This window comes from Chryseobacterium metallicongregator (genome assembly GCF_031324065.1).
In the GTDB taxonomy this organism is placed as follows: domain Bacteria; phylum Bacteroidota; class Bacteroidia; order Flavobacteriales; family Weeksellaceae; genus Chryseobacterium; species Chryseobacterium metallicongregator.
Genome location: NZ_JAVIXS010000006.1, coordinates 1 through 20083, shown reverse-complemented (window position 1 = coordinate 20083; position 20083 = coordinate 1). Strand labels below are relative to the sequence as shown.

The following is a 20083-nucleotide window of genomic DNA, read 5'->3' as shown; positions in this document are numbered from 1 at the left end:
GGAAAACTGGGAACGTCGAATTGCCAACTCAACAGTAAAAATGAAAGAACGTATTAATTTGACTTTCCGCTTGATTAATATAGATTAAATTTAATACCTTGAATAAGAAATACAATGTTTTACGAACAACGATATATAAAAACACCAAAGAGTAATTCAGAAATACAGCTTATTGATGAACAAAGCAAAGATACCCTTTCTGATATTTTGGTTAAAAATAGTAGAATTGTTTTACTTGGAAATCCAGGAATAGGCAAGTCAACCGAACTTAATATTTTATTTGATCTTTTAGAGGAAAAAAAAGGGGACAATTTGAATTGTCCATTCAGAATTGATCTGAAAAACTTTCGCACAGTTTCAAAATTTGAAGATTTAATTCATTTAAAAAAATGGGAGGAACTTCCGTGCATAACCTTTATTCTTGACGGACTAGACGAAATTGCTGCTATTCAAGATTTTATTTCAGAGCTAGAAAGCTTTCTAAGTAAGAATGAGGATAAGAATATAAATGTTGTTATTAGTTGCAGAACAAATATTTATGAAAAATATTTGATTAATATTTCAGGATTTAAATACTTCTATCTTGATGGATTGACAGACAGGCAGATCAATAGCATACTGGAAAAACGAATTTCCAAACTATTAAATAATGCTGAGCTGAATAAATTCAGAGTATATCTGGAAAATCCCTTTAACTTAAATTTATTTTGTGAATACTATCATAGTAAAGGGTCTTATCCTGAAACTCAGGAGGAATCATGGGATTTATTTATTGAAAATGAGTTGAAAAAACTAACCAAAGATAAGCTCAAAAAAAGGCGTGAAATTGATATTCCCCATATTAAGAAATGTCTGAAGAAAGTTGCGTTCACTAGTGAATTAATGCAGCAGAATTATATTTCAGAAGATCATGTTTATGACCTTTTGGGTAGGGATGATAAATCGATTTTCGAGCAGATATCATTTATAGAAAAGCTGCCGGATTCTGAGAACTATACTTTTAGACACAAGAACTATCAAGAGTTTTTTTCTGCTAAGCTCTTGGCTGAGTTCAGTGCTGAACAGATTATTTCACTTATTAAAATTACTCCCGAAGAAAATATAACTAAGCCGTCATTGTTTAACACGATCACGTTTTTATTGAATATTGTTGAAGATGATAAGCTGTTTGACATACAAGAATGGCTTTTAAAAAATGAACCTGAAATTTTATTTTTAGCAGAGAAAGAAAGGCTTGATGACGCTACACAGAAGCTGATATTTAGGAAATACTTTTATGAGATTGCTGTAGAAAAAACGTTTTGGTTTGGAAAAGACAAAAGGTTTTCAATTGACAAGGTTGCAGAATTTGCGGACATTGATTTTTTGATAGAAATTATTAAAAAAAATGATCATTTTCGAAGTGTTATTTCAGCGCTAGATGTTCTGTCCTTCACAGATTCAGATAGTAGAGATACTGAAATTAAAAATATCTTTAAAAGTCTTATATTTTCTGTTGGAAGATATCAAGATGTAGCTTTGCGGTCATTTAGATCGAAGGGTTTCCATAAAATTGATACGGAACTTTTTAAAGAAATCGCAAAGCATTTCTGCGACGACTTTTCACCAGAAATTAATCATCAGATTATTGGAATGATTGCTGACTTTCATAATACAGACGAACATTTTGATATTTTCATCAATTCGTTGTATAAGCTTTACGAGATTAGACCTGAAAGAATCAAAGACAATATGATGCGTGGAACTAAATACCTTTTAGAGAAAATAATCTTAAAAATTAAGAATCCCGAGAGTTTTTTAGCAGTATTAAATGTAATTTTTAATTCCAAATTTGATTTGAAGATCTCTGATTTCTATAACAAAGATTTCAGAGAAAAACTTATAGAGAAAATTCTACTATTTGTTAATAAAGAAAACGACTTTTTATTCAGAATAATTGATGCTTTTTTACGACCTGAGGACAGCTTTATATATAGGAAGGATAATATTTTAGTTGAAATAATTAATCGTACACCTAAAGAGATCAATGCTTTTAGATATATCGTCAATACTTATGGGCTTTCTGATAAAAATTTTCTTCTGCTAAGTCTGTTTACTAGTAAAATGTGCGTTAATTTCTTATTAGAAAAATATAAAAGTAAGGAACTGAAAATTCAGAAACCTACAGATATCAACTACTTAAGACATAGGTACTTTGGAAGCTCATTTGAGTTGGGGTATTATTATGAAAAAGTCTTCAGAGAAGCTGGATATGAATTTCCGGGTGATTTACCAAATGGAAAACAGATGGCTGAAGAAGAGACGAAGAGACGTGAACTAGTTCAAAATAATTTTGAAATTCTTTTCGATAAAAAAACTATGGCTTTGAAAGTGGCAGAAGTTTTCGATAAAAATAATATCGATGACATGACATGGAATATGATTCATGATATCGAATGGAAATGGTATATAGACGAGGATGTTCATGGGATTCAAGACTCAGTTTTTAAAACGATTGCAGCTTCAGTGAGAAATATTGAAAGCAAGACTAAGGAAGATGTGATTAAATACGTTGATAATGATTATTTTTTGCTTTTCCAGATAAAAGATAAAATCAAAGACAGAGAAAGTGAGGGTTTTGAAGTAAAAGAAGAACATATTTCATATATCAAAACTCATGTGCTGAAATTCGCTGAAGAATTTAAATTTGATAAAGTAATCAATATTAAAAGTGATGGGAACTTAGGTCTTTATTTTGGTTATCGATTACTAAAATTGTTATACTTTTTTGATAAAAAATATAATATTCAATATTCACAGGATTTTTATTTAAAGACATTGAGATATTGCAATATTTTCAGTAATGCCGAAGGTACTATAGAATTTGTTAAAAAGAGAGTTGGTAATCTGAAGCTATTTAATGAACAGGTTATTTACAATCTGAACAATCAGGTCCTGGATTCCGGTTCGTTAAAAGATCATATCGAATATGCTATAGAAAATAAACTGGAAGAAACTTATGATGTAATTGAAGAGAATTTTTTAAACGATAGGTTCATATATTCACACAAAGATTTTCTGTCGAAATATATAGATTTAATAGCTAGAGCAGAACAGATAATTTTTCTGGAAAAATGCTGTATTGAAATCGATTCTTATTTATGTTGGAAAGCAGTTGAAGTAATGATGGAAAAAAACATCAATGAAAACTTCATTTTGGCTATTGCTAATCAGTATCTTGCTGAAAAAAAGGATCCTTTTGTCTTTGCTTCGGATGCTTTGAATGTTCTTTTTTATTGCAATGCGGAAGGTACTCTATTAACATATTTGGGATTACTTCGTGCTTTCAGCCAAACTGTGCGGGAAGACTACAGGGATGATTATAATGTTAAAGATGTCTCTAACTATAAACGTTCAGATGAATTACCTATTTTGGTAGAGATTTTTGAGATCGCTTATGATGAAACAATAAAGAAAGATACTTTTGATTTTTATCATTCACAAAACGTTCTTAAAGCTTTAATTTCTAGTTTATCAGATAACGAAAATGGATATAAAGCGATTCAAAGTACACTTCATGATTTAAAATCAAAAATTTCTGATGATGATAATAAATTCTTTTATGTTAATATGCTAATTGATGATTCTCAATTATCATATTATACTTCTATTTCAAAGCCATTTACATTTAAAGAAGCAAAAAACTATTTAGAAAATATAGAAATCAACAATAAACAAAAAGCGATAATTATGGGCGATACTTTTAATTTTAACGGTGGTAATTTTAAGAATTCTCAATTTGGGGGATCGGGCAATACATTAAATGTGTATTCAAATAATGATGATTTTAACATGGCAAGAGAGATATTAGAAGAATTTAAACAACTCAAAACTGATAATGAAGAATGGAAGAAAATTTTCACAGATGGTCTTGTTGATTTAACATCTTTATCGGAAGAACAGACGGAACCTGAGCAGGAAAAGTCTAAAACTACTTTAAGAAAAGTGCACGATTATATTCTAGATATTGGTAAAAGAACCAATGATTGGAAAAACATAGCAGTTCTTCCAGTTGAATTTCACGATAAAATTCCAAAACTAATGCAGTTAGGAGAAAGTTTGCTTAAAATTCTCCATTTGAAGTAAGTAAATAATAATTATTTTGGAATTGCAATTTATTTTTAAAAAGCAGTTATCTTATTTTTCGAAATGAGATAACTGCTTTTTATAAATTTGAGCGTCAAGTTCGAGATTAATCAAAGTTCTCCAATATTAGAAAATCATTAAAATCGTCTATACAATAATTACTAATGGCGTAGAGTCCCCATCTGTAATTTTCATTATCGTAGACTTCTGAATAAATAACATCACCTAATATCTCCATGTTTTTAAATGTTGTTTTAATGATCTTGCTCAGGTATTTTTCAACATCATAGTTAAGATTTTCTTCTTCTAAAATATTTGGTAATAAATTGTCTTTGGAAAATAAGTCCCTAATTGGCATTCTCATATAAAGTTTTCCAGACTCTCTAATTAGCATAATATCTTTTCCTTTATGAATAATACTGTCTCTTATTTTTTTAATATCGTCTAAATCTGATTGGATATATTCTAAATATCTAATTATTTCAGAAGGTAATTTGTCTGCATTATTTGGTTTTTTAGCATAGCTTACCAAGGTATTTATGGAATCTGTTCCCGGATATTGTTTAAGCTGTTTTTCGTCAAGACAAATTTTAATAAAATGGTAGAAGAAATCATACAAACTTCTTAGGTTGGTAAAAATATTCTCAAATATTGACTCTAAATAAATATTACCTTTATAAATACCAATCTCGGTATTATTATTAATTTCCTTAAATAAACCGTAATTAATAGATATATTATGAAGGTCATTAGTATAGCCATTGAGTGCTAATCTAATTTTACCAAATTCTCTTAATTCTTGTTCCGAATAATCTCTTAAAGGCTCACCGGCACTCGAGTAAGTTGAATAATACCAAGAGGACATTACGGATAGAAGTACTGAGGAAAAAATATCTTCACCTACCTTAAAACTTTGAGGACCGATCAGAATCGTGCCCTTGATTACAAGTCTTTTTTTATCCATATTGAAGTTTAAAGATTCATTTTTAATATTAAATCAACACTATCGTAATCTTAATTTCAATTGTATTGATTCATCTAAATATTTATCCAAATGAATAAAACTTTCTCCAATTTCATTAAGGGTAAATTCTAATCGATACAAATTGATTTCACCTCCGCCAGTATTAACTGGTCTTATTTCGTTTGAAGGAGGCCGTACATCACGAAAATTCTCACGAGCTCCAACGTAGCATTTATCTTCTGGATCCCAAATTCCATAATTTTCCATGAAAGAATCATATTCATCATCATAATAAAAATCATCATCGACGATGAACTCAGACCAAGGATATATAAGAGCTAGCTGCTCAATATAGCCGATGGAATTTGATTCGGAGTTTGATATTTCTATTTCATCATCATTTTCATCTATTTCAAAAATTTTGGAACTCATACCATATCCAAGCTTATTGCACCAGTCTTCGATCTCAATCATAATACGCCTTCCTTCTTTAACTTTGTTGATTAATTCTTTTTGGATAATTAACCTTTGAAGTCGTTTGTTATAACTTGATTCATTTTTAATTGTGCTAAATTTATCAATATTCGATGAGTCTAAGATATTAGTTTTAGGAATGGATATTTTAAAACCTTTTGACAATAGTTCACAGTTTTCTTTTATAATCTGTTCAAAGATTACAATATCAGTGGAGGGATTACATAAAACAATAAAGACAGGTAAAGAGTGGTTTGTCCAATAGTTATAATGATTAATATCACCTCTGTATATTGTACAGTCGCCCTTTTCTTCATCGAAATAACTTTCTCCTGTTTTAATTTGCAGAACAAATAATTGCCCAGTTGCTTTTTTATTATCAACAATCTCTACTTCCATGTCAATACCAACATCTGATTGTAGAATTGTTCGTGGAATCCAGCCGAAGACTGAAAGAATTATAGACTCAACTTTATTGATACCTATTCGATCTATATTATTAAACTGCGTCATTGAAAATGTATAGTGAAAAAGATAATTTTCATAAGATCTTTTGTAGGAATTCAGATATTTCCCGAAACTGGAACGTCTTAAGAATTCTGTATATGACAATAGTGTTCAATACTTTAATCACTGTCATACTATAAGCCATTTAGTTTTTTCCAAACCTTTTTATAATCTTCTCCGGATAAAGAAGAATCTAGAGGCTTAGCTTCATTCCAAACATGGATTGTTTGGGTACTTAACCAAGTGCCGACAGAATCAGAAGGTTGATTAAAAATATTACCTCCGACGCTGGCTTGGTAAAGTTCACCTAGCTTTTTAGCAATACTTCTGGGGACATTATTTTTTCTCATCAACACGCCTTCGTCGGTATTAACTCCATAATGAAGATAAGCTGGCAAATTAGCCATCTTTTTCTTATCTACTTCAGACATATTTTCCCAATCCAAACCACTTGTAGGCATTTTTTGCAAAGCAGCCAATCCCCAAGTTGCAGAATTGGCAACAACCTTATATAGAGCTTTTGTCGCTTTTTGTATTGCAGTAGTTGAATCTTCACCAGGATAAAGGCGAGCAGCTATAGATGACATATCTTTTCCATTAACCCAATCTATTACTAATCTAGCAATCGATGTTTTGTCAAGAACTTGTTCGCCACCATTGAGTTCATCCATTGATTTTCTTATTTCATAGGTGTTAAGCATAATCCCAACAAGTTTTTGCATCGTCTGATTTTGTTCAGAAAAAAGTTGAGTTTTGTTCCAGTCATTAGCTGTAATTTCACTTCCTCTAAGCCTTCCAATCATCTGTCGCACAGAGACAGATGAAAAGCCTGTAGAATCTGCGAGATTTGCTTCTGCAAGGCTTAAATTTGAAGCATATCTCCGCAAATGATCGCGTAGAAATACTTTTTTATCTTGGGATAACTGTCTATAACCAAATGTGCTTTGAAGTTTAAGTTCAAGCTGAGCTAAAAATGTTTCTCGCTGAGTAGTCTGTTTTCTCAAATGAGAGATGAACTGCAATATTGCAGACCAACGTTCATCAAAATATAGCCATCTGTCAAAGTCCGCATCTGCGTATCTCAATGCGACATCAATGGCATTCACCAACTGAGAATGAAGTTCATTAGATGCTTTTTGAACATAGTTTGTCACCTCAATAAGATCTCTTTCATTTCTAACAGCCATTCCCACCCAGCCCATGCTTTCCTGACCAGCTCTGCCAACTCTACCTGCAAGATTCCAAAAGTCTCGAACTGGCATAGCCCCCGAAAAAGGATAGTTATATGATCCTACTATAACTGCCGAAACAGGAAAATTTATGCCCTGAGCTATCGTTGTAGTGGCAATAATTACCTGAAGCTTCTCATTAGCCATTAAGTCTTCAATAAGAAACCTTATATCATCAGGAAGTGCTGAACTATGAACTGCAATTCTTTTTTCTAAATATCTGGCAAGCGGGAAGTCTTCTCCTAATTCGCTCTTAACGAGTCGCAGTAGCAAATCTACATCTTCGTCTTCCTCATCAATAGCAGGAGAATCATTATACAGTTTCTCTGCTATATTATAAGTTTCGCTTGGACTAGAAGCTAAAATAATAATGGGGGCATTAACATCAAGAATACCTAATGCAAGAGAAGAGGAAATTCTTGACTTTGATCCCGTAACTTGTGTTTTAGTTAAACTGGCATTTACGTATTCAACCATTTGTATGGTTTCTCCAATTTCATAAGTACCCTTATCAGTATGTAGTGGCCGTAGTGTTATATCATAATTCCTGCCTTGACCTTTAACTTCTACTGCTCCTACAACTCTTTCATTAGGCTGCCACCAGTCTAATTCTAGATTGATGACATGGCCTCGGTCACCAGCAAGCCAAGAAGATATTTCTGCAGAATTGGCAATGTCTGGAGTCATTAATAGGAAGTTAGCTTCCTCACAGTCATTTTTAATAGTTGAAAGTAAAAACTCTAAATTTAAACCTCTAGATGCCTCCTCTATATTATGTGCTTCATCAACAACTGTAAGTACCAATGATCTCTCGGGTGAAGTACCAAGCCCTTGACGAATCAAAAGGTTCATTTTCTCGTATGTTGTAACTAGGATGTCAAAATCCGTATGATTTCCATTCTCCTCGACTAAATGCTGTTCAAAGCCATCTAAATCTATTGCGCCACTTGCTTTTTCAACTTTTATTCCGATTGATCCGAGATCTCTCTTTAATTGATTAAAAACTTGATTTACTAAAGCTTTCGTAGGTGCCAGGTAAGCTACCCAGCCTCCTTGTGCCTTAAATTGATTTAGCGCTTGGAGGATTTTGTACTCAGCTATTAGGGTTTTTCCACTAGAAGTTGGTAGATTAATTACCACCGCTCGATGCGCTGGATTTAACAGCCCTCCTTCAATAATAGACTCCCTTTGAGGATATAATAGTTCGAATAAACCATGATCCTCTTTTCGAGAGATGTAGTTATTAAATCTCGTAACCCAATTATTAATTCCACGAGTTGTATACCATATTGTATTTCTTATAATTTTTTGAGCGAAAGCATCAAAAAATTGATATAAAAGATTTAAGCTAATGTTTCCCGATTTTTGAGCAAATTCTCTTGCAAAATTTAGGTGATATTGAATTTCTGTCTCAGGTTCGAGTGGGCGACCTTCCAATAAATATTTTGCCAGAATTTCAACATTTTTTGCAAAATGATATAAAGAGACTAATTCAGCTGCTCCATAACCACGCCCCTCTTCATTTATTTCGTTTAAAAAAGAATTTTCAAATTCCGCTTGCTCTTCTCTAAGTTGGTTTATATAAGTTACACCAAGATTTATTTCATGCCATGAATCTTTTTTTACCAAATGCACTAATGCTTTAAAAGATAATGTCAAGATTCTCAGACTCCAGTTTGAGTCTGCTTCTAAAGCGTTGAATACTTCAATATTTTTCTTTAAATACTGCTTTACAAAATGCCAATGTTCACCTAAATAGCCGAAAGAAATTAACTTAAACTGCTCGTAGATAAAATACTCATCTTCATTTGAAATAGGAAGTTGGCTAGCTATGTCAAGATAAGTAGAACATAATGCTTTGAATTCAATATTGTCTGTTCTTTCATCCCAAATTTCGATAATTCTCAATTCGCATAACTCTTTAGCAATGGATAAGCGGTGTGAGTTTTCCTCGCTCATTGCAGTATCAGTAAAACGAGCAGAAAGTTTTGTTTGCTGAATGAGCACGCCAATAGATTCAAGCATATCTGGATATGCCTTTTCTAAATAGCTATATTTTAAATTGATACTCATTCTTTTATTCTTTTATAATGGTTTCCCACTCTTCTTTACGAATCGGCAAATATAATGCTAAAAGCTTGATCCCATTCGGTTCCAAAATATGATTTTTTAACCTGTCATAACTTATTGATACATCTCTAATATCTGATTCAATATCTCGTACCAATACTCCATAAAGCTGAAAATTAGATAGTCCGGAATAATAACTACGCTCACTTGCATCAAAGTCTATTTTGAAAGGATGTCCATCCGGATAGTGTCGCATTTTATTTTTGAGGTAAGAAATAAGTATAAACCTTTTATTTCGATTACTATAAAGTTCACTTAACTGCTTTTCGATGCCATCCGCATACGTCATGACTTGCGGAGGGCGGTTAGCTGTCTCAGACGAGGTTTTGACTTCTCCAAAAAGAAAAACTACTTGTCCATCAATCTCTGTGAACCCGACTAAATCTGCTCCGGTTTTATTTCCTTTGGGATTTCTCGCATCGCGATTTTCATTCCAATGAAACCTGCAGACAAACTCTTGTTCAAGCATGATTTCAGCATAAGCCTCACCAATGCGAAATTGTTTTAATTCTATTTGTTCGTCAAGTAAACTTTGAATATCGGCTATTAAATCCGCGTTGGCAGCAAATCCCGTTTCTTCTTGGAGAGCTCTAAGGCGAGCAAGCGAATCATGCCACTCCTCCCGATCAAGTAAATTGTCCTTTACACTTGTTTTTAAGTGTTCGCGACATTCATTTTCATCCAAGGATATGCCGTGATAAGATCGATGATCAGCATCTATCTGTTGAAAAATAACATTCATTAACGGTTTCTAGTTTATAACGCAATTTACAAATTATAAACTTTAAAAATCACGGTTTTCCGTAATAATGATGAAACAAAAAAAAAAAATTAAAAACAATAGAATCCTTACAATACTTTAATAAAATTAATAGTAAATCAAATTTATATATCAAGAAAGAACTTACCATTATCTGGTCTAGAAAATATATCATTAAATTTGTACCATATTTGTATCATTTAAATGTAACTAGTTGATTGTTAGATTCTATTATATTAGAAAAAAGTAAAGCAATTGCTATATCGATATATAAAAAATATACAAATTGTATAATTTAATTATACAATTTGTATATTTTTTATTATCTTTGATGTAAGAACATTATTGAATGAAAGTAAAAATTTATGATGTCGAGAACCAAGTTGATATTGATGCAAAAATTGTAGAAGCTAAGGATTTTAAAGGTAACTTACCATCCATAACTGACAATTGGAGATTTAGTTTTAATAAACTTTCAATAGGAAAAAATACTATAACTTATGTACTGGTTGCCGAGCATTCGGACGAAGTTATAGAAGGGTGCTTAATTTTCAAAATGTTAGAAGGTAAGGAGCCATACATGGCTTACATTGAAATTGCTCCCCATAATAAAGGTAATGAAAAGCAATATGATAAAATAGCTGGTTGTCTTATAGCTTTTGCAAGCAGATTAAGTTTTATTCATGGAAAAGATTATTATACGGGGTATCTTACATTTCATGTTTCTGAAGAGTCCGAAGAAGATCAAATAAAGTTAATGGCACTATATTCAAAAAAATATTATGCCATAAGATTTGCAGAAACAGATCTAATGCTAATCAAACCAGAGGATGGCGAAAAGTTAATTGAGTTTTATTTAAATAAATAGTTAGACATGAAAACAAAAAAGGAAGTAACGTTAGAAAGTGTTTTTGATGAGTCTAAGAAAGCTTTACTTAAAGATTTTATCAAAGCAAGTTCAAAAAAACAAAGTAAAGAGCGATTGTTAAGAAATCAACTTTTATCTATACAATATAGAATTGAAGATTATATTGCAGTTGATAGTACAAATGAAGAAAGCTTAAAGCTTTTAGATTTTGTTAAAATGTATCTTCGTACATTAAATATAACTAAGAAAGAATTTGCGAAATATTTAGATATGCAAGATTCTAATCTCCATAAATATTTAGTAGGGGAGAGGAAGTTGAATGCTGAAGTAGTTCTTAAAATTAGCTACTTTACACATACTAAACCTGAATACTGGTATCGAATTCAAATTAAGAACGAAATAGCAGAATTACGAAAGGAAGAGAAGAGAAGTAAAGAGTATGAAAAGTATGATTATGCTAAAATTTTAGAGTTTTAAAATAGTGTAGTTGAGTAGCCAGCTTTATCATTACTCTAAAAAATATACTTTTATATTCAACTGTATTTTTATTACAAATTGCTTTATAACATCAAATAAAATCCCTGTTAATACAGGGTTTTTTTTATGTCTTTTTATTTACTTGATTTTTCTACAGAAACTTTTCTAAATTCTTTAAATAATTTGCTAAGCTTCAAAGCTGACTTTGCTTAAGAGAAATTACTGGAGAATTAACAGTTGTAATTGTTTTTTAGTAGTACTAAACTGTAAAGGTGTACATTTTAATTCTCTCACAACTACTATTTAATTGGAATTTATTTGTATTAATCAGTATTTAAACAAGTTGAAATTTGTGATAAAACCTAAAAAATGATGATTTTGTAACACTTCAATGTGTACACCTTTTGTACATCTTTAATGTTGCAAACTACTATGAATAAAGAATACCTTTCAACATGTTCAAAAATCATCCTGAAAAATGCTTGGAATTACTTCAAAACATAGATTTTAGAGATAAACCTGATATTCAAGATAGTGGATATTATGACAAAGAACCAATCCAATTAATCCTTGCAATTTATAGTAAATTGGTTTCAGAAATAATTAAAAATAAAACTTTAATTAATCAAGCTTTAGATATTTTTGATGGTATTGAAATATAGACACCTTAGAAATAATGCTAATCAAGCAATAGAAGCATTAAAATAATTAAATATGTGTTACTACAAAAAAGATGAATTAAAAGTTTCGATAAAATTAATATTCACCAAAATAAACTGATGCTTAAAGTAACCGAAAATTTAAGGCTTTGGGTTCTAATATTTTCATTTTGTTGCAATTTCTAATCTATTTAGATAGTTACAATGTTTAAATTGAATTACAAATCTCTGTGACAATTATTGAGTTTACCGATTTTAAATCTTCAATAAAATGTTTCGAGATTTGTTCGTTTGAGTCTACAAACCATCCTTTTTTAAGGATGGTTTTTGTTTTTTGTTCCCTTTTGAAAAATAAAAAAGGTAGATACTGAATTGGTCATAAAAGGGGATCAAACAAAAAAGTTGTGGGCTAAGCAAAAGTTTGATTAAACTAAAGAGGAAAAATGTTCTATCCTTTACCCCTCTATGCTGTATTCTGAAGTTTTTGATTTTAGCATTAAAAGTTTTAGCAAAAGCATTAGTGATTCTTTTATCAAAAAAGACCAAGATCTCTCTATCTCTCTATTAATGATTCATTATTGTTTTTCTTAAGATAGATTCTCCAGTGGTTTTATCAATCCATTTCCTCCTTTTGATATGAAGCAGAACCCGTTTTCTCTCCAAAGGAAAATCTTCAACAAGAACCGAAGAGTGGAAACCATTAGAATAATACGGACGATGGGTGAATTCTTGGGGAATGATATTCTTGTCCTCAAAATCGATATAAAGTACTCTATCTACTTCTTCTGCTTGTATGATATCAAAGTACTCTACTAAAAATCCGGAAGTAAGAGTTTTACTAGTTCATCAGGAACATACATATTCCAAATTTAAAAACTTAACACTACATTCACAACTTTTGAGACTGATCCCATTTATCGTACTCATATAAAATATTATTTTGATGAATTGATTATTAATTCACACCGTCTTATTTCAGTTAAAAATACTTCTTACTGCAACTACAGAATAGCAAGGTCAAAAAACTTTTATAAGGACCAAAAAACAATGAAATTTGCACTCTAAAGAATGTAAATGATCATTGGAGGCAAAAAAAATACACCAAGAAAACAGCATAGAAAAAGTGTAGTTAATTTAAAATAAAATTACAAAAAACATTGCAAAAATATAAGTTTTCTAAGTTGCAACCATATTAATAATTCACTAATTGACAGTACGATAAAAGAGGGCGGAAATCAATAATTATTCAAAAAAAATAGAATTCTATTTAACTACAATAATCTATCTAGAATAGACTTTCCCTCAAACTATCAATTTTATAAAAACTAATTTCCAATAATAATGAAAGTACCATTAAAAACAATATTTAGCTGGTTTGAAAAGGGCGATATACCCACAGAACAGCAGTTTCAGCAGACCTTTTCTTCATTCCGTCATTTAGATGAAAATATCAGGATGGATGAAGTAACGGGTTTAAATGAAACTTTTCAAAAAACGGTATCCAGCACAACTTTTACAAATCATCTGCAAGATGAAGGCGCACACAATTTGGTGCTCGCAAGACTTAATGCATCCAATCTTACTACTAGCAATATAGAAGAATGGAAAGAAAAATTAAAGATCAAACTAGCAGCCACTATAGACGATGGTGAAGAGACCGGAAATGTCTATACAAAGGAACAAATCGAGGAAATTGTAAATATACTTCAGGCAAAAGATAATGAAATGCTTGAGCTGACTGCAAAAATCAGCGAAATACTAACCTCGAATGATGATAATCTTGATAAACTTCAGAAAATCGTAGACTATATCAAAGAAAACAGGGAGCAGATAGAATTGCTTAAAGGTTCAGGAGCAAATTCTTCCTTTGGAGGAATTTTAAGGCCTACTGATCATATTATTGTTAAGCCGGGATCAGCAAAATGGTTTTGGGCAGGGAGTGGAGTTTACGAAAATGCTTCAGGAGTTAAGATTGAAAATTTCGGAATAATTTCCTTTGATGGTTTTGTTTGGTCTGTTCTGGAGGTTAATATGCCTGGAGGTGGAACAGATGGTTTTATTGATTTAACACAAGAAGATTAAAATGAGATATACAGGAAGAATTTATTTTACAAATTATGAAAGATCAGATAAAGAAGTTGCAGATAACTTCATTTATCCCGTGATGTTCTTCATTAAAAATGAAGATGGAAAAATCATTAAACAGATTGCATATTCAGCTTTAGGAGAAAAGTCAGAAAGTGAGTACGGAACTGGCGGTGGAACCGGAGGAGCCAATGGAATTGTTTTTCGCGCAAAATCTGAAATACCGGCATCGTTCGTAAAAGCATTTGGAAGTGAAGTTAGAATAGTTTTTTCGTGGTCATCCATCGACAGCGTTGATGGTAGTGAGACTGGCGGAGGAACTGCGAGTATTTTAAAAGGAAACACGATCCTATTTAATAAAAACATTAATCAGGGAGCCAATGAGATAGATATCACACCATATATTTTGGCAGGGGATAATACAATAACGCTTAGTATCACCGATAGTTATGGTAATAATAGGAAATTAAAATATGATATTCAAACAATAGCACTTGCTTTAAGTACTACCTACGACAAAACCACTATTAATTCGGGACCAATCATTTTTCGATATATTCCAACCGGGAATGTCGAGAAGACGATTCATTTCAAATTAAATGGATCAGATCTTCCGCCAGTGGTTACTTCCATAAATAACAAAGAGCTTCTTTATGAAATTCCTGCACAGTCTCACGGAGTTCATATTTTAGAGGTGTATATGACCGCTGATTTGTCAGGAGAGATCATTGAAAGCAATCACTTATTTACAGATATTATCAGTGTTGTTGCTGGTAATTTAACACCTCTGGTTTCTTCAGCAAATAATGTTGTTGCTAATCAATATGCTCCAGCTTCGATTGAATATCTGGTGTATTCACCATCATCAAATTATAGCGATGTTGAGATTTTGGTCGACGGACTGAAGGTTTCAAAATTACTTGTAAATAGAAGTTTGCAGAAGTTCACCTATACATTTACGGACTCAGGTGCGCACACTGTAACTTTTAAATGTGGCAATGTCACGAAAAATACTTCAGTAGTTGTAGCAGCATTTGATATTCAAGTTGAAGCCGAAACGTTAGGCCTGGAATTATTTTTAAGCAGTCGAAACAGAAGCAATTCAGAGATTAACAAAAACGAGTGGAAATACAAAAACCTGTCATGTACTCTTACTGATTTTGATTTCAGCACCAATGGATGGATTCAGGATTCAAAGGGTTCTGTGGCACTTAAAGTGAGCGGAAATGCAAGGGTTGAGATTCCTTTCAAGATTTTTGAAAATGATTTTAAAACAGGTGGTAAAACATTAGAATTTGAATTTTCAACTTCGGATATAAAAAACAGTGACAGTACTATTTTTTCTTGTAAAAATGGAAATGTTGGATTTGTTGCTACCTCAAATTCGTTTTCGTTCAGTTCTGAGCAGGACGGTACGTCCATATTTTTTAAAGAAGAGGAAAGGATTCGTGTAAGTGTAGTCGTTACAAAGGTTGCAGATCAAAGATTGGTATTTGTGTATATCAATGGAATTATATCTTCATTATATCAGTATAATTCATTAGACAGCTTTTTACAACAAGCTCCTCAAAACATTACCATTGGAAGCAGTGATTGTACTATTAATCTATATAATATTCGGGTTTATAATAATAATCTAAACGCCGATCAGATGTTGTCGAATTTTATTGCTGATATGGATAACCTGGTTGAAAAAGTCAACATTTATGAGAGAAATAAATTGTACGATGCATTCGGAAATTTGTCCTACGATAAATGTTTACAATCAATTCCATGCTTAACCATTGTTGGAGATCTGCCGACTTATAAAGGCGATAAAAAAACAATTGTTGGAGAGTATGAAAATGCTCAAGATTCTACAAAATCGTTTTCTTATGTAAATGCGAGTATTGATGTTCAGGGTACATCATCACAATATTATCCCCGAAAAAACTTTAAAATTAAATTTAATGGAGGTTTTAAAAATGGTGAAATAAATTCTTCAAAATACAAACTTCGTGATAATTCACTGGCGGAAAAGACATTTACTTTTAAAGCCGATTTTATGGAGTCTTCCGGTACTCACAACATTGGTTTGGCGAGGCTTGCACAAGATTCTTTAAATCAATTGGGTTATTTAGTTCCGCCACAATTAATTGATCCTAATATCCGTACTACGATGGACGGGTTTCCAATGCTTATATTTCACAGAGCGACACCAGACTCGGAGCGTATTTTCTTAGGGAAATATAATTTTAATAATGATAAGTCAAATGAAGCAACAACGGGTTTTACAGGTGGTCAGGAATGCTGGGAATTTTTAAACAATACGTCAGATAATACATTATTTATTGCTACAGATTTTCAAAGTGTAGACGGAAATGGTAAGCATTTATGGAAGAATGATTTTGAGGGAAGATATCCGGAAGATAATGAAGATACATCGAATCTTGAAGCTTTACATACATGGATCGTGAGTTGCAAAAATAATCCTGCAAAATTCAAAACGGAGGCTCCAGATCATTTTAATATTCAGTTTTTACTCTTCTACTATGTCTTCACTGAGTTTTTTGCAATGGTTGATCAGCGCGCTAAAAATCAAATGTTTACGATGTATCCGGATGCACAAGGAAACAACCGTTGGTATCTTATTTTTTATGATAATGATACAGTTTTAGGTCTTAATAACGAGGGCCACAATGTGTATGATTATTGGGTGGAAGCTCACGACGAAGTAGGAAGTGGTTTTGTCTGGAATGGCGCGCTTTCAGAGCTTTGGAAATTGGTTGAAGTTGCTTTTGATACTGAAATTACCGCTTTGTATCAGCAAATGAGAACTTCAGGAATTCTGACTTATGATAAGTGCAATACTTATTTTAACACATTAGAATCTGACAAATGGGCGGAAAGTATTTTTAATGAAGATGCGAAATATAAATATATAGATCCTTTGGTGGTAGCCGGGAACGGGAGTTACTTATACCCCGCACAAGGCTCAAGAAAATCGCACAGGAATTATTGGTTATTAAATAGATTCAGATATATGGACGGAAAGTATGACACGTCTACTTTCTCATCTGATTATATCACGATGCGACTTTATACACCTTCGGGCACGCCTGCAATTCCTCCAAATGCTAATTTTTTATTAACGGCTCAAAAAGACGGATACACTAAGATTAAATTTGGTTCCTATATCAACCGTGCAAGGCTTAGAAAAAATGTTTCATCTTTAGTTCAAGCTCCGGCTATTACTTTTAACGATACAGAAACCATTATTTATGGTGCATCTGCAATTAAAGATCTTGGAGATTTGTCAGGAAAGTATCTAGGTACTTTAGATGTTTCAAAAGCGATGAATTTGTCGAGGCTTCGAATTGGAAGTCAAGTGGTGGGGTATTCTAATCAAAATTTGAGAAACCTTTTTGTGGGAAATAATACGTTGCTGGAAGAGTTGGATATTTCGAATTGTCCTAATCTCAAGCAGGCTGTTGATTTATCAGGCTGTACAGCGATAAAGAAGGTGTATGCATCAGGAACAGGTGTTTCAGCTGTTTTACTGCCGAAAGGTGGTTTACTAAATTTATTAGTACTTCCTGCAGTGGCAAATACGCTTATTTTAGACAATCAAAATTTTATTTCCAATCAAAATTTATTTTTTACACCCACCAGTATTACAACGCTTTATATTAAAAACTGTTCAAAAATAAATGTAACTACTATTGTCAATAATTTAACAAAAATAAGTAGAATTAGTGTCAATAATTTTGTAGGAAGCAGTGATAATAGTGATTCTTTTTATAAGCTTATCGCTGCGAAAGGAATAGATGATAGCGGAAATACGCTCCCTCATTCAGTGGTAGAAGGTACATGGAATTTCAAAACGATTTATGCTGATGATAAAGTTTTTATGGAGAACAATTGGCCTGATTTTCATTTTACATTCCAAAATATTACTGAATTTATCCAATTTTCTAGTGCAACAAGAAAAACTTTAATTTTAGAGAAGTATGATAAAAATGGTGATAATGAACTCAGCTTTTCCGAAGCTCGACTTGTGACTAAGATTGATGATAATGCTTTTAATGCTTCCGTTAATCCAAGTTATAATACTGCTTTTTCTAATGCTTTTCCTGAGTTTAGATTTTTTACCAACTTGGAAGAAATAGGCTTTAGAGCATTTTATGGCATTAACTTTGGGCCGAATGTTATTTTCCCGCCTAACATAAAAAAAATAGGAGCTAATGCCTTTCCATTATATTTTGTAGCACCAAGTATTGCTAATACAACCAATCCATTTGAAAATCTTGAAGAAATTGGAGATGGAGGCTTGGGGAATATTAAAGTGGATATTAGTTGGTTCAAAAATGTTAAAATATTAGGTGTTTATGTTCTTACAAAATGTTATGTAAAATCAGGAGATGATAATAAGATCTCTTTTAAATATTTAAAAGAGATAAAAGCTAATTTGTTGTTTGAATCTGCTTATAGTCCGATGAAGGATGAAAATGATGTACAATTGACTTCTTATGATCTTTCAGAATGGACTGCACTTACAATAATAAGAGCTGATTCTATTCCTCCTCCTGCCAATATCGTTACACCATTTTTTGAAGTAAAACTCCCTGCATCAGTTGAATATATTGAAACAAGACCATTTGTTATGGGTGTTTTAAATGGGAAGTATTTGAAATTAACAATTTTGGCCGTAATTCCGCCAACCCTTATTTCTAAAACATTGTGTAATGATCCGAGTAATGATTTAATAAAAATATATGTACCGGCAGGTAGTGTAAATGCTTACAAGACAGCAACCAGCTGGAGCTATCATGCCGCACGAATTTTCCCAATCGAATAAAAATGAATATAGAAAGTAACATAATTACCGCTGAAGCAGGTAAAATATTTAGAAGAAAAATAGATGGAATGCTCTTTAGTGAAGAGATATATCTTGGTTTAACCTATTATTTAAATGGCGTTAAGCTCGAAACTCCAATTCAGGAAACTCCTGATGATTTTGAAGAAATTGATATTGAGGTGAAAACAGAAGAAATTGATTAAAAGATGATAAATTTTATGACCAATTTCCCAAACGGAAATTTATAACGAGTACTAATAATATGCTCAAAATACGACCGAATATAATGACGAATCAGTTAGAATAATACTATAATTACGAATATGTTTTTATGATGTTAGCTTTGATAGAACTATAAGGTCTTCAACTATTTGGTTCGACATTTGTTCGCTTTTGACTACAAACCATCCTTAAAAAGGATGGTTTTCTTTTTTTAATCTAAAATGAAATATGAACGTGATATATAAAAAAGGCAGCCATAAAAGCTGCCTTTCTCTATTTTCATTTTTATTTATTAAACCAGATCAAACCTGTCCAGATTCATCACCTTCGTCCATGCTGCGACAAAGTCTTTCACAAACTTACCTTGTGCATCAGCACTTCCGTATACTTCTGCTATGGCTCTCAATTCAGAATTAGATCCGAAAACAAGATCCGCACGTGTTGCTGTCCATTTCGGCTGACCTGTTGAGCGGTCAGTTCCCATGTACAATTCTCTATCGTCTGACATTGCTTTCCACTGCGTTCCCATATCCAGGAGATTCACAAAGAAATCATTGGTAAGAACTCCAGGACGGCTGGTGAATACGCCATGTTTTGAACCGTCAAAGTTCGTATCTAAAGCACGCATTCCTCCTATCAACACAGTCAATTCTGGGGCAGTAAGAGTTAAAAGCTGTGCTTTATCAATCAATAAAGATTCGGTAGACACCGTGTATTTTCTTTTCAGATAATTACGGAATCYRTCT

The 20083-nt window shown here is 32.2% G+C and carries 12 protein-coding genes and 1 pseudogene; 7 read left to right on the top strand and 6 right to left on the bottom strand.

The window, feature by feature from the left end:
• Positions 1-114 precede the first annotated feature (114 nt).
• On the top strand, positions 115-4125 hold the full coding sequence (locus REB14_RS08635) for a hypothetical protein (protein WP_309521974.1): 4011 nt from the start codon (positions 115-117) through the stop codon (positions 4123-4125).
• 106 nt (positions 4126-4231) lie between these two features.
• On the opposite strand, the gene REB14_RS08630 is transcribed toward REB14_RS08635, so the two are convergent.
• The 4 genes from REB14_RS08630 to REB14_RS08615 all read right to left on the bottom strand — a co-directional run bounded on the left by REB14_RS08630 (position 4232) and on the right by REB14_RS08615 (position 10171).
• The gene (locus tag REB14_RS08630; protein ID WP_309521973.1) at positions 4232-5089 is read right to left on the bottom strand and encodes a hypothetical protein; all 858 of its coding nucleotides are present in this window, start codon (positions 5087-5089) and stop codon (positions 4232-4234) included.
• Between the two features lie 39 nt (positions 5090-5128).
• A complete protein-coding gene (locus tag REB14_RS08625; RefSeq protein WP_309521972.1) occupies positions 5129-6076 on the bottom strand; it encodes a DUF4365 domain-containing protein in 948 nt (315 codons plus the stop codon).
• Between the two features lie 128 nt (positions 6077-6204).
• Complete coding sequence (locus REB14_RS08620; RefSeq protein WP_309521971.1) at positions 6205-9372, bottom strand: DEAD/DEAH box helicase; 3168 nt, start codon at positions 9370-9372, stop codon at positions 6205-6207.
• Between the two features lie 4 nt (positions 9373-9376).
• Positions 9377-10171: a hypothetical protein gene (locus tag REB14_RS08615; RefSeq protein WP_309521970.1), complete on the bottom strand. Its 795-nt coding sequence runs from the start codon at positions 10169-10171 to the stop codon at positions 9377-9379.
• Positions 10172-10538: 367 nt separating this feature from the next.
• On the opposite strand from REB14_RS08615, the gene REB14_RS08610 reads away from it, so the two are divergent.
• From REB14_RS08610 to REB14_RS08600, 3 genes are all read left to right on the top strand, one after another.
• Positions 10539-11057 (top strand): hypothetical protein, encoded by a 519-nt coding sequence (locus REB14_RS08610; RefSeq protein ID WP_309521969.1) that lies wholly within the window; start codon positions 10539-10541, stop codon positions 11055-11057.
• 6 nt (positions 11058-11063) lie between these two features.
• Positions 11064-11534: a helix-turn-helix transcriptional regulator gene (locus tag REB14_RS08605; RefSeq protein WP_309521968.1), complete on the top strand. Its 471-nt coding sequence runs from the start codon at positions 11064-11066 to the stop codon at positions 11532-11534.
• A 455-nt stretch (positions 11535-11989) separates the two neighbouring features.
• Positions 11990-12196, top strand: a complete 207-nt coding sequence (locus REB14_RS08600) for a hypothetical protein (RefSeq protein ID WP_309521967.1) — start codon at positions 11990-11992, stop codon at positions 12194-12196.
• A 561-nt stretch (positions 12197-12757) separates the two neighbouring features.
• On the opposite strand, the pseudogene REB14_RS24200 reads toward REB14_RS08600, so the two are convergent.
• Positions 12758-13000, bottom strand: a pseudogene (locus tag REB14_RS24200) (ISAon1 family transposase N-terminal region protein); the annotation flags it as partial.
• Positions 13001-13534: 534 nt separating this feature from the next.
• Between REB14_RS24200 and REB14_RS08595 the strand changes: the two are divergent.
• From REB14_RS08595 to REB14_RS08585, 3 genes are read left to right on the top strand one after another with little or no spacing between them, the layout of a single operon-like run.
• Entirely contained in the window at positions 13535-14275 is a 741-nt protein-coding gene (locus REB14_RS08595; protein WP_309521966.1) for a hypothetical protein, read from the top strand.
• A gap of 1 nt (position 14276) precedes the next feature.
• The gene (locus REB14_RS08590; RefSeq protein WP_309521965.1) at positions 14277-19115 is read left to right on the top strand and encodes a CotH kinase family protein; all 4839 of its coding nucleotides are present in this window, start codon (positions 14277-14279) and stop codon (positions 19113-19115) included.
• A 2-nt stretch (positions 19116-19117) separates the two neighbouring features.
• Positions 19118-19318 (top strand): hypothetical protein, encoded by a 201-nt coding sequence (locus REB14_RS08585; RefSeq protein ID WP_079243051.1) that lies wholly within the window; start codon positions 19118-19120, stop codon positions 19316-19318.
• Positions 19319-19629: 311 nt separating this feature from the next.
• On the opposite strand, the gene REB14_RS08580 is transcribed toward REB14_RS08585, so the two are convergent.
• On the bottom strand, positions 19630-20083 hold a 454-nt coding region (locus tag REB14_RS08580; RefSeq protein WP_309521964.1), incomplete at its 5' end, for a peroxidase family protein.

What these genes read in the sequence shown, in the direction of transcription:
- REB14_RS08635 (WP_309521974.1), top strand. Translation starts at nt 115, where the DNA reads ATGTTTTACGAACAACGATATATAAAAACACCAAAGAGTAATTCAGAA.
- REB14_RS08630 (WP_309521973.1), bottom strand. Translation starts at nt 5,089, where the DNA reads ATGGATAAAAAAAGACTTGTAATCAAGGGCACGATTCTGATCGGTCCT.
- REB14_RS08625 (WP_309521972.1), bottom strand. Translation starts at nt 6,076, where the DNA reads ATGACGCAGTTTAATAATATAGATCGAATAGGTATCAATAAAGTTGAG.
- REB14_RS08620 (WP_309521971.1), bottom strand. Translation starts at nt 9,372, where the DNA reads ATGAGTATCAATTTAAAATATAGCTATTTAGAAAAGGCATATCCAGAT.
- REB14_RS08615 (WP_309521970.1), bottom strand. Translation starts at nt 10,171, where the DNA reads ATGAATGTTATTTTTCAACAGATAGATGCTGATCATCGATCTTATCAC.
- REB14_RS08610 (WP_309521969.1), top strand. Translation starts at nt 10,539, where the DNA reads ATGAAAGTAAAAATTTATGATGTCGAGAACCAAGTTGATATTGATGCA.
- REB14_RS08605 (WP_309521968.1), top strand. Translation starts at nt 11,064, where the DNA reads ATGAAAACAAAAAAGGAAGTAACGTTAGAAAGTGTTTTTGATGAGTCT.
- REB14_RS08600 (WP_309521967.1), top strand. Translation starts at nt 11,990, where the DNA reads ATGTTCAAAAATCATCCTGAAAAATGCTTGGAATTACTTCAAAACATA.
- REB14_RS08595 (WP_309521966.1), top strand. Translation starts at nt 13,535, where the DNA reads ATGAAAGTACCATTAAAAACAATATTTAGCTGGTTTGAAAAGGGCGAT.
- REB14_RS08590 (WP_309521965.1), top strand. Translation starts at nt 14,277, where the DNA reads ATGAGATATACAGGAAGAATTTATTTTACAAATTATGAAAGATCAGAT.
- REB14_RS08585 (WP_079243051.1), top strand. Translation starts at nt 19,118, where the DNA reads ATGAATATAGAAAGTAACATAATTACCGCTGAAGCAGGTAAAATATTT.